14 protein-coding genes are annotated in these 14,262 nt (G+C 67.4%); 4 read left to right on the forward strand and 10 right to left on the reverse strand.

The annotated features are described in order from the left end of the window. Positions 1-36 precede the first annotated feature (36 nt). Complete coding sequence (locus AC5P5R_RS08410) at positions 37-2,394, forward strand: beta-N-acetylhexosaminidase (RefSeq protein WP_100438128.1); 2,358 nt, start codon at positions 37-39, stop codon at positions 2,392-2,394. A gap of 105 nt (positions 2,395-2,499) precedes the next feature. On the opposite strand, the gene AC5P5R_RS08415 is transcribed toward AC5P5R_RS08410, so the two are convergent. Continuing rightward, entirely contained in the window at positions 2,500-2,892 is a 393-nt protein-coding gene (locus AC5P5R_RS08415) for a VanZ family protein (RefSeq protein WP_005411050.1), read from the reverse strand. Further along, on the reverse strand, positions 2,889-4,073 hold the full coding sequence (locus AC5P5R_RS08420; RefSeq protein WP_062605625.1) for a class I SAM-dependent methyltransferase: 1,185 nt from the start codon (positions 4,071-4,073) through the stop codon (positions 2,889-2,891). The genes AC5P5R_RS08415 and AC5P5R_RS08420 overlap by 4 nt, the downstream gene beginning before the upstream one ends. A gap of 59 nt (positions 4,074-4,132) precedes the next feature. Between AC5P5R_RS08420 and AC5P5R_RS08425 the strand changes: the two genes are divergently transcribed. Then, positions 4,133-4,870 carry a pteridine reductase gene (locus tag AC5P5R_RS08425; RefSeq protein WP_005411052.1) on the forward strand — a complete coding sequence of 246 codons (738 nt, stop codon included), beginning with the start codon at positions 4,133-4,135 and terminating at the stop codon, positions 4,868-4,870. Positions 4,871-4,901: 31 nt separating this feature from the next. Here the strand turns inward: AC5P5R_RS08425 and folK are convergent, their stop codons facing one another. Then, positions 4,902-5,387 (reverse strand): 2-amino-4-hydroxy-6-hydroxymethyldihydropteridine diphosphokinase, encoded by a 486-nt coding sequence (gene folK, locus AC5P5R_RS08430; RefSeq protein ID WP_012481279.1) that lies wholly within the window; start codon positions 5,385-5,387, stop codon positions 4,902-4,904. Between the two features lie 91 nt (positions 5,388-5,478). On the opposite strand from folK, the gene AC5P5R_RS08435 reads away from it, so the two are divergent. Then, positions 5,479-6,222 (forward strand): proteasome-type protease, encoded by a 744-nt coding sequence (locus tag AC5P5R_RS08435; protein WP_100438129.1) that lies wholly within the window; start codon positions 5,479-5,481, stop codon positions 6,220-6,222. Between the two features lie 75 nt (positions 6,223-6,297). Here AC5P5R_RS08435 and AC5P5R_RS08440 read toward each other — a convergent pair whose 3' ends face one another. From AC5P5R_RS08440 to AC5P5R_RS08465, 6 genes are all read right to left on the reverse strand, one after another. After that, positions 6,298-6,480, reverse strand: coding sequence for a hypothetical protein (locus AC5P5R_RS08440; protein WP_138927445.1), 183 nt, complete (start codon positions 6,478-6,480; stop codon positions 6,298-6,300). After that, positions 6,480-6,662 (reverse strand): hypothetical protein, encoded by a 183-nt coding sequence (locus AC5P5R_RS08445; RefSeq protein WP_138927444.1) that lies wholly within the window; start codon positions 6,660-6,662, stop codon positions 6,480-6,482. Before AC5P5R_RS08445 ends, AC5P5R_RS08440 begins: the two co-directional genes overlap by 1 nt. 731 nt (positions 6,663-7,393) lie before the next feature. Beyond that, positions 7,394-8,905 (reverse strand): hybrid sensor histidine kinase/response regulator, encoded by a 1,512-nt coding sequence (locus AC5P5R_RS08450; protein ID WP_164281719.1) that lies wholly within the window; start codon positions 8,903-8,905, stop codon positions 7,394-7,396. Between the two features lie 4 nt (positions 8,906-8,909). After that, positions 8,910-9,350 (reverse strand): response regulator, encoded by a 441-nt coding sequence (locus AC5P5R_RS08455; protein WP_005411057.1) that lies wholly within the window; start codon positions 9,348-9,350, stop codon positions 8,910-8,912. Then, positions 9,347-11,164 carry a sensor histidine kinase gene (locus AC5P5R_RS08460; RefSeq protein ID WP_043034000.1) on the reverse strand — a complete coding sequence of 606 codons (1,818 nt, stop codon included), beginning with the start codon at positions 11,162-11,164 and terminating at the stop codon, positions 9,347-9,349. The genes AC5P5R_RS08455 and AC5P5R_RS08460 overlap by 4 nt, the downstream gene beginning before the upstream one ends. Positions 11,165-11,398: 234 nt before the next feature. After that, positions 11,399-11,782 (reverse strand): BON domain-containing protein, encoded by a 384-nt coding sequence (locus AC5P5R_RS08465; RefSeq protein WP_005411059.1) that lies wholly within the window; start codon positions 11,780-11,782, stop codon positions 11,399-11,401. A gap of 171 nt (positions 11,783-11,953) precedes the next feature. Here AC5P5R_RS08465 and AC5P5R_RS08470 point away from each other — a divergent pair, with 171 nt between their 5' ends. Next, on the forward strand, positions 11,954-12,997 hold the full coding sequence (locus AC5P5R_RS08470) for an oxidoreductase (RefSeq protein WP_100438130.1): 1,044 nt from the start codon (positions 11,954-11,956) through the stop codon (positions 12,995-12,997). Positions 12,998-13,346: 349 nt separating this feature from the next. Here AC5P5R_RS08470 and gnd read toward each other — a convergent pair whose 3' ends face one another. Continuing rightward, positions 13,347-14,252 carry a phosphogluconate dehydrogenase (NAD(+)-dependent, decarboxylating) gene (gnd, locus tag AC5P5R_RS08475; RefSeq protein WP_005411061.1) on the reverse strand — a complete coding sequence of 302 codons (906 nt, stop codon included), beginning with the start codon at positions 14,250-14,252 and terminating at the stop codon, positions 13,347-13,349. Positions 14,253-14,262: the final 10 nt, after the last annotated feature.

The raw sequence follows: 14,262 nt of genomic DNA on the forward strand, positions 1-14,262 counted from the left end.
ATAGCGTTCATCGCACCGTTCCAAGGAGTCGTACCGATGGTCAAGCCTTCCCGCGCCCGGATGCGCAGCGCAGTGCTGCTGGGCAGCCTGCTCGCCCTGTTGCCGGCACTGCCGGCACTTGCCGCCGACCCCACACCCGCCACTGAAGCACCCGGCCCCCTGCTGCGCGCCGGCAGCCTGATGCTGATTCCTGCCCCGGCCAGCGTGCAGCGCGGCCAGGGCAGCGGCATCACCGTCCGCGCCGACACCGTGCTGCAGGCCGAAGGCGAAGCCGCGCAGCGCGTCGCCAGCCAGTTCGCCGATCTGCTGGCCCGCAGCGGTGGTCCGCGCCTTGCACCAGCCAGCGGCAAGGCGGCAGGCACGTCGGGCAGCATCCGCTTCCAGATCGTGCCCACCTTCCGCGACAGCGGCGAAAGCTACACGCTGGAGAGCACCGCGCAGGGCGTGCTGATCCAGGCCGGCAACGAAACCGGCCTGTTCTACGGCGCGACCACCCTCGCCCAGCTCGCTACCGGCGGCAGCAACGGCGTGCTGCCGGAGGTGCAGATCCAGGACGCGCCGCGCTTCAGCTGGCGCGGTTTCATGCTCGATTCCGCACGTCACTTCCAGAGCCTGGACGAGATCAAGCGCGTACTCGACGCGATGGCCGCGCACAAGCTCAACACCTTCCACTGGCACCTCACCGACGACCAGGGCTGGCGCATGGAGATCAAGCGCTACCCGAAGCTGACCGACGTGGGCAGCTGCCGCCTGCCGGCCGGCGACGGTGGCATCGATCCGGTCACTGGCAAGGAGCATCCGTATTGCGGCTTCTACACGCAGGACCAGATCCGCGAAGTGATTGCCTATGCCGCGAAGCTGCATATCCAGGTGATTCCGGAAATCGATGTGCCGGGCCACGCGACTGCCGCGATTGCTGCGTATCCGGAGCTGGGCACCATCGATACGCCGTTGAAGCCGATCAGCGAATGGGGCGTGTTCCCCAACCTGTTCAACACTGAAGACAGCACCGTCACCTTCCTCGAGAACGTGCTGGAAGAAGTGATCGACCTGTTCCCGGCCAAGTACGTGCACGTCGGTGGCGACGAGGCGGTGAAGGACCAGTGGGAAGCGTCGAAGCAGGTGCAGCAGCGCATGCGTGCGCTGGGCATCAAGGATGAAATGGCCATGCAGAGCCACATCATCAAGCGCCTGGAGACCTTCCTGGAGGAGCACGACCGGCGCCTGATCGGCTGGGATGAGATCCTCGAAGGCGGGCTGCCGCCGCAGGCCACGGTGATGTCCTGGCAGGGCACCGAAGGCGGCCTGGCTGCGGCCAGCGCCGGCCATGACGTGATCATGTCGCCGGTCGGCTACCTCTATCTGGATTACCTGCAGACGGCCTCGCCGAACGAACCGCCCGGCCGCCCGACCCAGGTCAACCTCGGCAAGCTGTACAACTTCGAGCCGGTGCCGGCCGAGCTGGCCGCTGACAAGCGCGGGCACATCCTCGGCCTGCAGGCCAACATGTTCACCGAGCACACGCGCAGCTACGCACGCCTGCAGCACAACCTGTTCCCACGCCTGGCCGCCGTGGCCGAGACCGGCTGGAGCACGCCGGAACATCGCGATTTCCGCGATTTCCTCGCGCGCCTGCCGTCCCAGCTGCAGCGCTACCGTGCCTGGGGCCTAGCCTATGCGCAGACCCCGTTCGAAGTGGGCGTGGACTACACCGACAATCGCGCGGCCAACACGGTGACGGTGTCGCTGGCCAACCCGCTGGGCTATGAAGTGCGCTACAGCACCGATGGCCAGCCGGTGACCGCGCAATCGCCGTTGTACCAGCAGCCGCTGACCGCGACGCTGCCGACCACCGTGCAGGCCGCCGCGTTCTACCAGGGCCAGATGCTGGCGGCGAAGCCGACCATCACCGCGTTCACCGCACAGTCGTTGCTCAGCCGCCGCAGTGATGAGCTGCTCAGCTGCGTAGGCAAGAAGGGGCTTGTGCTGCGCCTGGAAGACGATGGCCCACGCGAAGGCAACCGTGCGGTGTTCAACGTGGACATCTTCCAGCCGTGCTGGCGCTGGCCGCAGGCGCAGTTGGACGGCATTGGCAGCCTGGAAGTCCGTGCGGGGCGTATTCCGTACTACTTCCAGCTTGCCCACGATGAACCCAAGCGTCGCTTCGAGAAGGCCAAGCACGCGCACGGCGAGATGCAGGTGCGTCGTGGCGACTGCAGTGGCAAGGTGCTGGCGGAAGTGCCGTTGCCGGCCAAGCCGGATGCCGATGGCTTCGTGACGCTGCGTGCGGCGCTGCCGAAGGGGACGCAGGGCGGCGGTGACCTGTGCATCAACTTCACCGGCGACACGCGCCCGGCGATGTGGGTGCTGGATGAGGTGACCCTGGGGAAATGACGGCAGGCCTGTCCGGGTGGGTGCCGGCCTTGGCCGGCACCTCGGGCAGATCATCCACGCATGGCGTGGATCTACGGGTAGGTGCCAACCTGGGTTGGCACGCCTTTACCCGCGCCAGCGCAGCAGCAGGTCGCGCAGCGGGGTCAGTGCGGTGGCCATGCCGGCGAGCACACCGATCGTGTTGGCGATGGCATCCATCGGGTCGGCCATGCGGTTGCTGGTCAGCGCACCCTGGGCAAATTCGATGCCGATGCCCATCAGCACCAGGCCCACGCCCACCCACAGCAGCGGGCGGCCCCGACGGAACAGCTGCACCGCGCTGCCGGCCAGGATGAAATAGGCGAGGAAGTGCTCGCCCTTGTCGCTGTTTTCCGGCAACGGAATCGGCGGTGGTGGAATCAGGCAGACCACGATCACCAGCAGTACTGCCGTCGCCCACAGCCCGGCCCACAACCGCGGCCGCCGCAGCGGCTTGATCGCCGGCAACACCTCGCTCACAGGCGCCAGCTCAGGTCACCCAGCTCGAAGGCCGGTTCGAAGTCGACACCACGCTGCAGGCCGATGGCCTGGAAGCGCTCGCCCATCTCGGTCGGCAGGGTCAGCTTCTTCACCTGGTCGCGCAGCTGGATGCGGCCGACCTCATCGGTGCGTTCCTCGGCCAGCAGCAGCACCTGGTCCAGGCCGTTGCCGAGCAGGAAGCTGGCCTGGCTGCAGTAGCCGGCCAGCTCGAATCCGCCGTGCATGCCGGCCTCGGCCATCGCGGTGAAATCCACCGACGCGGTGATGTCCTGCAACCCCGGCCAGCGGTGCACGTCGTTGTGCACGTGGTGGCGGTAGAACGCACGCACGGTGCCATCGTCGCGGTCGTGCTGGTAGAACTCGCCGCGACTGTAGCCGTAGTCGACGAACAGCATCGCACCACGCTGCATGCCACCGGCCACCGCCTGCAGCCAGTACGGCAGCTGCGGCAGCACTTCAGAACGGTAGCCCTCGGCGAAAGGCTTTTCCAGGTAGCGCTCGATATGGCGCACCGCACCGTTGAGCAGGATGTCGGCCGGCTGCGCGCCACGGATGAAGTTGCCCTCGGCGTCCAGCTCGACGGTTTCCTCGTAGACCTCGCCATCCCGGATCAGGAAGCGCGGGGTCGGCAGCGCGTCGATCACCTCGTTGGCGAACACCACGCCTTCCCAGTCCTCCTCGAACGGGCGGTCGACCCAGTCCACGCGCGCGGCCAGCTCGGCCGGCAGGTTCTGCTGCAGGCGCTGCTGCTGGCGCTCGCGCAGGTCGGCACTGGGTTCCAGGATGGCGTAGCGCGACGGCAGCGCGTCCAGCTCGGCCAGGCGTAGCAGCACCGCCTCGGCGAAGGCGCCGGTGCCACCGCCCAGTTCCAGCATCCGCGCCTGCGCACCCAGCTGTGCAAATACCGGCGCCAGCGCATTGGCCACGCTGCCGGCGAACAGGCTGCCGAGCTCGGGCGCGGTGGTGAAGTCGCCACTGCCACCGAACTTGCTGGCGCCGGCGCTGTAATAGCCCCAGCCGGGGGCATACAGGCAGAGCTCCATGAAGCGCGAGAACGGCATCGCCCCGCCCTGGGCAAGGATCTCGGCGCGCAGGGCGGCCGCCAGCTGGTCGCTATGGGCCAGGGCATCGGCTTCGGGCAGGGGAAAGGTGGGCTGCATGGCGTCTTCGAATGCGGTGACAATGGTGCACAGGATAGCCGAGCCTTGGAGGACCCTCGATGAGCGATACCCACCCCGTGGTCCTGATCACCGGCAGCGCGCGCCGGATCGGTGCGGCCATCGCCCGCCAGTTCCACGCCTGTGGCTGGTCGGTGGTGCTGCACGCCAATACCTCCAGCGCCGAGCTGCAGCAGGCCGCGTTCGATTTCGACAACGTGCGCCCGGGCAGCGTGCTGGCCCTGCAGGCCGACCTGCGTGACGCCGACGCCCTGGCCGACCTGGTGGAACAGGCGGTCACCCACTTCGGCCGACTGGACGCGCTGGTCAACAACGCCTCCAACTTCTTCCCCACCCCGCTCGGCCAGGTCACCGCCGAGGCAATGGACGAGCTGTACGCGGTCAACGCGCGCGCGCCGCTGCTGCTGTCACAGGCGGCGGCGCCCTACCTGCGCCGCCAGCAGGGCTGCATCGTCAATTTGACCGACCTGCACGGCACCGACCCGATGCGCGACCACATCGCCTACACCATGGCCAAGGCCGCGCTGGAGATGGCCACCCGCGCGCTGGCGCTGGAGCTGGCACCGAAGGTGCGTGTGAATGCGGTGGCCCCGGGTGCGATCCTGTGGCCGGAGCAGGGCAAGGACGATTTCGCCCGCGAGGCGTTGCTGGCGCGCACGCCGCTGGCACGGATCGGCACGGTCGAGGAGATCGCCGAAGCGGTCTACTGGCTGGTGGCCGAAGCCAGCTTCGTCACCGGCCACACCCTGCGCGTGGATGGTGGGCGCACGGTCAGTTGAGGTAGTGCCGGCCGCTGGCCGGCAACCGCCATCATTCCAGGTCCACCACCTCGAACGCTTCGCCAAACTGCGCGTGCGCCCGCCACAGCGTGGCCAGGTCCTGCCCGCTGACCGGGTCGATGAAGCCCGGCGCGATGTCCGCCAGCGGCTTCAGCACGAAGGCATGCTTCAGTTCCGGGCGCGGAATGCGCAGGTGGCCGGGGCCTTCCACCACCAGGTCGCCGTAGAACACCACGTCGATGTCCAGGGTCCGGTCGGAGAAGCGCGGCCCACTGCGATCGCGGCCATGCGCGTCTTCCAGCGCATGCAGCCAGTCGTCCAGTTCCTGCAGCGGCAGATCGGTCTCGATCGCCACCGCATTGTTGAGGAAGGCCGGGCCATCGAAGCCGACCGCGGCAGTACGGTAGGCGGGTGACACCTGCAGTGCGCCAAAGCGCTCGCGCAGGGCCGTCACCGCGGCGTGGAGGTAGCGGCGGGGCTGGACGTTGCTGCCCAGGCTCAGGAGCACGGTGGTCATGCGGTTCAGGTGACGGCACTTGGGGGGCGTGGACATGCCGTCGTCACGGCGGCCTGCCTACAATCCGGGACGCACATGATAGGGCACCGACATGACCTATTGCGTTGGAATCGAGGTGGACGAAGGCCTGGTCTTCGCTGCCGACACCCGGACCAATGCCTCGCTGGACGATGTGCGCGTGCACCGCAAGCTGCACGTGTTCGAGTACCCCGGCCAGGCAGCCTACGTGCTGATGGCGGCTGGCAACCTGGCCACCACCCAGCTGCTGGTGTCACGCCTGGGGCGCGACGCCAGTGAACGGCGCACGCCCAACCTGCGCGACATGACCCATCTGTTCGAAGCTGCCGAGTACGTCGGCCAGCTGCTGGTGGACAGCCAGGTGCACAGCAGCCACAGCGAGCACGGCCATGACGGGGTCAACACCCAGGCGACGCTGATTTTCGGTGGCCAGATCGCTGGCGAGCGGCCCGGGCTGTACATGATCTATCCGCTCGGCAACGCCATCGCCGCTTCGCCGGAGACGCCCTATCTTCAGATCGGTGAGTCCAAGTACGGCAAGCCCATCCTGGACCGCATCCTCAGCCCGGCCACACGCCTGGAGGACGCGGCGCGCACGGCAATCGTGTCGCTGGATTCGACCATTCGCTCCAATCTGTCGGTAGGCCTGCCGATCGACCTGGCGCTGCTGCGTGATGGTGAACTGCGCATCGGGCAGCAGCTGCGGCTCGGCGCGGATTCAACGTTGTATGCGGACATCCACCAGAACTGGTCACGGCGCCTGGAACAGGCGGTGGACGCCCTGCCGCGGTTCCCCTGGGAAACTGCCGAACGGTAGTGCCGGCCGCTGGCCGGCAACCGCGTTGATCCCGCCACACAGGGATGCCGGCCAGCGGCCGGCACTACCGGGGCATCAGCCCAGCGCTTCGGCCACGGCGCGGAAGACCTGCTGCATCTGCAGCGGCTGGAGCAGGCGGTGGACGCCCTGCCACGCTTCCCCTGGGAAACTGCCGAACGGTAGTGTCGGCCGCTGGCCGGCAACCGCGTTGATCCCGCCCCACAGGGATGCCGGCCAGCGGCCGGCACTACCGGGCATCAGCCCAGCGCTTCGGCCACCGCGCGGAAGACCAGCTGCATCTGCAGCGGCTGGAACAGGCGGTGGACGCCCTGCCACGCTTCCCCTGGGAAACTGCCAAGCTGTAGTGCCGGCCGCTGGCCGGCAACCGCATTGATTCCACCACACTGGGATGCCGGCCAGCGGCCGGCACTACCTGGCATCAGCCCTGCGCTTCGGCCGCTGCGCGGAAGACCAGCTGCATCTGCTGCGGCTGGAACAGGCGATGGACGCCCTGCCGCGTTTCCCCTGGGAAACTGCCGAACGGTAGTGCCGGCCGCTGGCCGGCAACCGCGTTGATCCCACCACACAGGGATGCCGGCCAGCGGCCGGCACTACCGGGGCATCAACCCAACGCTTCGGCCACGGCGCGGAAGACCTGCTGCATCTGCAGCGGCTGGAACAGGCGGCGGACGCCCTGCCACGCTTCCCCTGGGAAACTGCCGAGCGGTAGTGCCGGCCGCTGGCCGGCAACCGCGTTGATTCCACCACACTGGGATGCCGGCCAGCGGCCGGCACTACCGGGGCATCAACCCAGCGCTTCGGCCGCTGCGCGGAAGACTAGCTGCATCTGCAGCGGCTGGAACAGGCGGTGGACGCCCTGCCACGCTTCCCCTGGGAAACTGCCGAGCGGTAGTGCCGGCCGCTGGCCGGCAACCGCATTGATCCCACCACACAGGGATGCCGGCCAGCGGCCAGCACTACCGGGACATCAGCCCAGCGCTTCGGCCACGGCGCGGAAGACCTGCTGCATCTGCAGCGGCTGGAACAGGCGGTGGACGCCCTGCCACGCTTCCCCTGGGAAACTGCCGAACGGTAGTGCCGGCCGCTGGCCGGCAACCGCATTGATCCCGCCACACAGGGATGCCGGCCAGCGGCCGGCACTACCGGGGCATCAGCCCAGCGCTTCTGCCACCGCGCGGAAGACCTGCTGCATCTGCAGCGGCTTGTGCAGCACATGCACCTCTACGCCGTCCGGGAAGGCATCGGCCGCGACCGGCACTGCCGGGTCTTCCAGTACCAGTGCCGGGCCGCGATAGCCCAACGTCGCCATCTCGCCCAGCAGCTGGCTGGCCGGCAGCAGCTTGGAGCCGGCATCGGCAATCACCAGCGCGGGCATCGCCTCCTGCTGCATCCAGCGCAGCGCTGCCGGGCCATCGGAAGCCAACTGCAGCTGGTAGCCCTGGCTGGACAGCGCATTGCCCAGCAGCGATAGGCGCGTGGCTTCGCCATCGACCACCAGGATCGATTGGCCGCTGCCCAAGGCCACCAGCTGTTCGATCGGCTCGCTGCCATCGATGGCGTCGTGCATCGGCAGGCGCAGTTCGAAGCAGGTGCCCTGCCCCGGCTGGCTACTGACGTGAATGCTGCCGCCGGCACCTTCGACGATGCGCTTGCAGGAAATCAGCCCCAGGCCAGTGCCGTCGGCCTTGGTGGTGAAGAACGGATTGAACAGGTGCGACAGCGTGTCCGCATCCATGCCGATGCCTTCGTCGGCGACCCGTATGTGCATCCAGTCCACGCCATCGCGATGGCCGGCATGGCTGGCAGTCAGGCTCAGGCGGCCACCGTTGGGCATCGCCTGTATCGCGTTGAGCGCCAGATTCAGCATCACCTGCTGCAGTTCGGTGTAGTTGGCGTCGACCACCAGGCCTTCGTCCTGCACCTGCAACTCCAGGCGCACCGCATCAGGCACGTTGCTGCGCAACAGCAGTGCCACCGCATCGAACAGGCCATCGATCTCGATGCGCTCGCTCGGCTTGCGCGAACCGCGCACGAACGACAGCATCGATTCGGCCATCTCATGGCCACGGCGGCCGCACTCGGCGATGACATCGGCCAGGTGGTGCAGTTGCGGATCGTCGGTACGCGCCTTCAGCAGGTCCGGCATGATCAGCAACGGCTGCAGGATGTTGCGCAGGTCGTGGCTGAGCCCGGCTGCGAGCAGCGACAGGCTTTCCAGGCGCTGTGCGCGCATCAGCTCGGTTTCCACCCGTGCGCGCTCGATCGCGCTGCGTGCATCGCGGATCGCACGTGCCACCGCCGACGGCAGGCGCGCCGGCTGGTGCTTGATGATGTAGTCATTGGCGCCCTTCTGCAGCGCCGCCACCGCATTCTCCTCACCCATGGTGCCGGAGACGAAGATGAAGGGTACTTCCGGCGAGGTCTCGCGCACGATGCGCAGCGCATCATCACCGGAAAACCCCGGCATGCTCAGGTCGGACAGCACGATGTCCGGCTGGAACGCGGCCAGTGCCTGGCGCAGTTCGGCCTCGCTCTCGACACGCTCGAAGCGGGCCTCCAGGCCCGCATCGAGCATCTGTTCGGACATCAGCTCGGCATCTTCCGGTGAGTCCTCCACCAGCAGGATGCGCAGCGCCCCCAGGGCGGGACCGGTCATGGGCATGGGCTCACTCGAGTTCCGGTGCCTGGTTGATCAACGCCCAGAACTTGCCCAGCGTCTGTACGGCGCCGAAGAACTGGTCCACGTCCACTGGCTTGACCACATAAGCATTCACGCCCATGTCCCAGCTCCGGGCCAGATCGCTTTCCTCGCGCGAGGACGACAGGATCACCACCGGCAGGCGCTTGAGCTCTTCGTGTTCGCGGATCTGCCGCAACACTTCCAGGCCATCCATGCGCGGCATCTTGATGTCCAGCAGCAGCACTGCCGGCAGGCCTTCCTCGCGGTTGGCGAAGGCGCCGCGCCGCAGCAGGTAGTCCATCACTTCCACGCCATCCTCGACGTGCACGATGGGGTTGGCCAGACGCGCCTCTTCCAGGGCGTCGATCGCCATTTCGGCGTCGGCCGGGCTGTCTTCGGCGAGAAGAATGGTGCGCAAAGTGGTCATGCAGAAGGCCCTTGTTTGTCCGCATCGATCGCGGGAGGCAGGTAGAAGTGGAAGGTGGCGCCGACGTCCGGTTCAGCCTCGGCCCAGATACGGCCGCCATGACGGGTGAGCACGCGGCGCACGCTGGCCAGGCCGATGCCGGTACCCGGGTAGTCGCTGGCCTTGTGCAGGCGCTGGAAGACACCAAACAGCTTGCCGGCGTAGGCCATGTCAAAGCCTGCACCATTGTCGCTGACCGTGAACTGATGACCGCCGTCAGGCTGCGGCTGGTAGTCCACGCGAATCTTCGCCGGTTCGCGGTTGCCCGAGTACTTCACCGCGTTGCCGAGCAGGTTGAGCCAGACCTGGCGGATCATGTTCTCATCGCCGACCACGATCGGCAGCGGCGCGATGCTCCACTCCACCTGGTGCACATGGCCACTGTTCTCCGCCTCGGCCTGCAGGTTGGAATCGAGCATGGCACGGGTATCGGCCACCAGCGACTGCATGTCCACCGCCTGCTGGCGCATCGCCGCGCGGCCCAGGCGCGAGTAGACCAGCAGGTCATCGATCAGCGCCGCCATGCGCCGGGCCGAACTGGAGATCACGTCCAGGTAATGACGGCTCTTGTCATCGGCAGCGTCGCCCAGGTGGCGCGACAGCTTGTCGGAGAATCCGGCGACGTGGCGCAGCGGTGCGCGCAGGTCATGCGAGACCGAGTAGCTGAAGGCCTCCAGCTCGCGGTTGACCTCGGACACCTGCGCGACCTTGCCTTCCAGCTGGCGGTTGAGCTCTTCAACGCGCAGCTGGACTGCGCGTTGCATGGTGACATCGCTGACCGTCAGCAGCACCACTTCATCATCGGTATCGGGCAGCGGCATGCGCCGTGCGTTCAGCAGCATGTAGCGCGCCATGCCGTCGGCGGTGCGCTGTTCGTGCTCGAAATCCCACAGCTCGCGGCCGCGCAGCAGCACGTCGGACAGGCGTTGGCGCACGACGGCGTCCTTCCAGGCACCGTCGCCGACGTTTTCCAGCAGCAGGCCATCGGCGCGTTCGTCCTGCAGCCCGTACAGCTCGGCGAAGGCGGGGTTATGCAACTGCACGCGCAGGTCGCGGTCGAGCAGCACGATGGGTTCGCGCACGGTCTGCAACACCGATGCCGCGCGTGCCGCCGAGCGCAGCGATTGGCGTTCGGCGTGCAGGCGCCGCCCGATCTGCCGCTGCAGGAGCCAAAGCACCAGGCCGAGCAGTCCCAGCTGGATCACCAGCGAACTCCAAGACACCAGCTCGGTCTGCTTGCGCTGGCGCGCCGCCTGCTCGGCCCGCAGTGTCAACAGTTGCTGTTCGCTGGCCTGGAGTTCTTCCACCAGGCCACGGATCGGATAGCGCGTGCTCAGGTCCTTCACCAGCTCGCGTTGATCGCTGTTGGGTTCAGATCTGGCCAGCTCGCGGGCAAGCGCCATCCGCCCTTCCAGCATCGATTCGATACGGCCGATGCGGATCAGCTGGTCAGGGTTGTCGCGGGTCATCCGCCCCAGTTCGGCCAAGCGACCGGGAATGTCGTTGGCTGCGGCCATGCGCTCGCGCAGCCCGGGTGCGTCCACGCCCTTGGACAGCGTCAATGCGGCCGATTCGACGTCGCGCACATCAGCCTGCAGCTGCTGCAGGGCTACGCCCACCGCCTGGGTATGGTTGACCCAGGCCATTGCCTGCTCGTTGTCCTGCTGCAGTTTGCGCAGGGTCAACCACGGCACCACGATGATCGCTGCGGCCGCCAGCGCCAGGGCCGGCAGCCGCCAGCGGTCCCAGATGTCGTCACTGAAAACCAGCGCCATAGTTCCTCTTCAGCACGGCCGCAGGGCGTCGGCCGGACCCTGTCCGGCTGCGGCGGAACCGGCAATATAGCGCAGGCGGTCACAACGCAGGGGTTTCCCCCCTGGTTGGCTGAACAGGTTCGCAGTCCTCAGACCTGTAGAGGCGGGCCATGCTCGGCTGCCTTGGAGTTCCAGCCGAACATGGCCGCGACCCTACAGCTCAACGGGCGCCCCGCGAGGGGGCGCCCAACGGGTTCAGCGCTTGGCGGCAGCGCTGACCTTCAATGCGGCTGCATCAACGCGGGTCACACCCTTGATGCCCTTGGCGGTGGTGACGGCCTTGTCCTTCTCGGCCTGGCTCGCTACGGCACCGCTCAGGCTGACCACGCCGTTCACGGTTTCCACCTTGATTTCGGTACCCGGAACGTTGCTGCTGGCGAGCAGGTCGGCCTTCACCTTGGTGGTGATCCAGGTATCGGTCACCGGCTCGTTGGAATCGTGGCGATCAGCATGGGTCGCCGGGTGCGCGCTGGTCGGCGGGCTCTTCGCGGCCGGATCCTTGGCGAATGCGGCCGAGGAGGACAGCGCCAGGCCCAGCGTCAGGGCGGAGGCAATCAGCGTGCGGGTCGTATTGCTCATCGTGTCGTACTCCTTCGGAATGTGCTGCCAGTCTGGACAACCCGGCGTAGAGCAGGCGTGGGGTTGCGGTCATGCCGCTGTGAATCGGGCTATCTGCAACGACAACCGTTCAGCTTTGGCCCGTGAGCCCGCGTCGTTTACCCTGCCCTTCCCCACTGCCGGAGCTCTGTCATGCGCCCCGACCTGCAACTGGCCCTGATCGGCTACGGCCTCGCCGGCCGTGTCTTCCACGCACCGCTGATCCAGCACACACCCGGCCTGGTGCTGCACAGCATCGTCAGTTCGCAGCGAGACACGTTGCTGCGCGCGTTCAGTGACGTGCACGTGCGTGCCACGCCGCAGGAGGTGTTCGACGACCCGGCGGTGGATGCCGTAGTGATCGCCACGCCCAATGAACAGCACGCGCCGCTGGCGATCGCAGCGCTGGCCGCCGGCAAGCACGTGCTGGTCGACAAGCCGTTCGCGCTGGATGTCGCTGAAGCCGAAGCCGTTCTGGCTGCGGCACGCGATGCCGGACGCATCGCCACCGTCTTCCAGAACCGGCGCTTCGATGCCGACTTCCTCACGCTGCAGGCGCTGCTTGCGGACGGGACACTGGGCGACATCGCCGAGTGCCATGTGCATTTCGATCGCTATCGCCCGCAGGTGCGTGACCGCTGGCGCGAGCAGGACGGTCCCGGCAGTGGCCTGTGGTACGACCTGGGCCCGCACTTGCTGGACCAGATGCTGGTGCTGTTCGGCTGGCCCGAAGCGATCGATGCTGATCTGGCCGTGCAGCGCGATGGCGGCAGCGCCATCGATTACTTCCACGCCGTGCTGCACTACCCGCGGCATCGCGCGATCGTGCATTCCGGTTCCCTGGTGGCAGCTCCCACGCCGCATTTCAGCGTGCATGGCAGCAAGGCCAGTTGGATCAAGCACGGCCTGGATGTACAGGAAGCGCAGCTGCGCCGCGGTGTGGCGCCCGGTGCGCCCGGCTGGGGCATCGACCCGCGGCATGGCGAGCTGGTGCGCTGTGATGCCGAGGACAACGTGCAGCGCAGCACCGTCGACAATCTGCCCGGTGACTACCGTCGGTTGTATGCGCAGTTCGCCGCGGCCATGCATGGCGACGGCGAAGCCACGGTCGATCCGGTGCAGGCGCTGCAGCTGATGCGGCTGCTGCAGGCAGGCATGGACAGTGCGCGCGAAGGGCGGCGGATCGCGTTGGGGTGATCGGCAGGGCTGCGCCCTGCACCCGTGGTAGTGCCGGCCGCTGGCCGGCAACCTCAACAGCAACAGCAAAAGCCGGCTATCCGTGGGATGGCGGGGTGGGTCCGGTTGCGGGGGACGCCGTAAACCCTTCCCTGGGGGCTTGGCCGCGGCATCCATGCCGCGGACACCCCCGCAACCGGACCCACCCCGCCTTCGACAGTTTCCCGCGGCTGTTGGTGGGTGCCGACCGTTGGTCGGCACAGTAGATCCACGCCATGCGTGGATGGCGTGGAAATGATCGGAATGCGCTCGTGTGGCCTCATGGGGTCAGAGCCCTCTCCTGCGGAAAGGGGTCCGACCCCAGCAAGGCTTACGACTTCTTGATCGCGTGGCCGCCGAATTCATTGCGCATCGCCGACAACAGGCGGTCGGTGAACGAATTGGATTCACGCGAGCGCAGGCGTTCCAGCAGCGACAGGGTGATCACCGGCGCCGGTACATCCAGTGCGATCGCTTCGGCCACGGTCCAGCGGCCTTCGCCGGAATCCTCGACATACGGTGCGATGCCATCCAGCGAAGGATTCCGCTTGAGTGCTTCGGTGCTCAGGTCCAGCAGCCAGGAGCGCACCACGCTGCCGTGGCGCCACACCTCGGCCACCTGGGCCAGGTCCAGCTCCATCTCCTGCTTGCGCTCCATCAGCGCGAAACCTTCGGCGTAGGCCTGCATCATTCCGTACTCGATGCCGTTGTGGACCATCTTGGTGAAGTGGCCAGCGCCGGACGGGCCGACACGACCCCAGCCACGGTCTTCGGCCGGTGCCAGCGTGCGCAGCAGCGGTGCGATCTGCTCCACCACCGCCGCTTCACCACCGACCATCAGGCTGTAGCCTTCCTGCAGGCCCCACACGCCACCGCTGGTGCCGCAGTCGACGTAGCCCAGGTCGTCTTCGGCCAGCGCCTTGGCGCGACGGATCGAGTCCTGGTAGTTGGAGTTGCCGCCGTCGATGACGATGTCACCCTCGGCCAGGTGCGGAGTCAGCTGACCCAGGGTCTGGTCGACGGTTTCGCCGGCCGGCACCATCAGCCACACCACGCGCGGCACCGGCAGCGCGGCCACCGCGGCGGCCAGCGAATCGACCACCTCCAGGCCGGCCTCGGCGGCGCGCTGGCGGGCACCTTCGCCCGGGTCGTAGCCGACCACGCGGTGGCCGCCGCGATGCAGGCGCTGGGCCATGTTGGCGCCCATGCGGCCGAGGCCGATCATTGCAATATCCATTGTTTCACCT

It is taken from the genome of Stenotrophomonas sp. YJH_SMC_19 (assembly GCF_059367915.1).

Excerpts from the sequence above, each read along its gene's own strand:
- AC5P5R_RS08460 (WP_043034000.1), bottom strand. The coding sequence starts at position 11,164 with ATGGCGCTGGTTTTCAGTGACGACATCTGGGACCGCTGGCGGCTGCCG.
- folK (WP_012481279.1), bottom strand. The coding sequence starts at position 5,387 with ATGACCACCGTGCTCCTGAGCCTGGGCAGCAACGTCCAGCCCCGCCGC.
- AC5P5R_RS08425 (WP_005411052.1), top strand. The coding sequence starts at position 4,133 with ATGAGCGATACCCACCCCGTGGTCCTGATCACCGGCAGCGCGCGCCGG.
- AC5P5R_RS08410 (WP_100438128.1), top strand. The coding sequence starts at position 37 with ATGGTCAAGCCTTCCCGCGCCCGGATGCGCAGCGCAGTGCTGCTGGGC.
- gnd (WP_005411061.1), bottom strand. The coding sequence starts at position 14,252 with ATGGATATTGCAATGATCGGCCTCGGCCGCATGGGCGCCAACATGGCC.
- AC5P5R_RS08455 (WP_005411057.1), bottom strand. The coding sequence starts at position 9,350 with ATGACCACTTTGCGCACCATTCTTCTCGCCGAAGACAGCCCGGCCGAC.
- AC5P5R_RS08435 (WP_100438129.1), top strand. The coding sequence starts at position 5,479 with ATGACCTATTGCGTTGGAATCGAGGTGGACGAAGGCCTGGTCTTCGCT.
- AC5P5R_RS08470 (WP_100438130.1), top strand. The coding sequence starts at position 11,954 with ATGCGCCCCGACCTGCAACTGGCCCTGATCGGCTACGGCCTCGCCGGC.
- AC5P5R_RS08445 (WP_138927444.1), bottom strand. The coding sequence starts at position 6,662 with ATGCCAGGTAGTGCCGGCCGCTGGCCGGCATCCCAGTGTGGTGGAATC.
- AC5P5R_RS08450 (WP_164281719.1), bottom strand. The coding sequence starts at position 8,905 with ATGCCCATGACCGGTCCCGCCCTGGGGGCGCTGCGCATCCTGCTGGTG.
- AC5P5R_RS08440 (WP_138927445.1), bottom strand. The coding sequence starts at position 6,480 with ATGCCCGGTAGTGCCGGCCGCTGGCCGGCATCCCTGTGGGGCGGGATC.
- AC5P5R_RS08420 (WP_062605625.1), bottom strand. The coding sequence starts at position 4,073 with ATGCAGCCCACCTTTCCCCTGCCCGAAGCCGATGCCCTGGCCCATAGC.
- AC5P5R_RS08465 (WP_005411059.1), bottom strand. The coding sequence starts at position 11,782 with ATGAGCAATACGACCCGCACGCTGATTGCCTCCGCCCTGACGCTGGGC.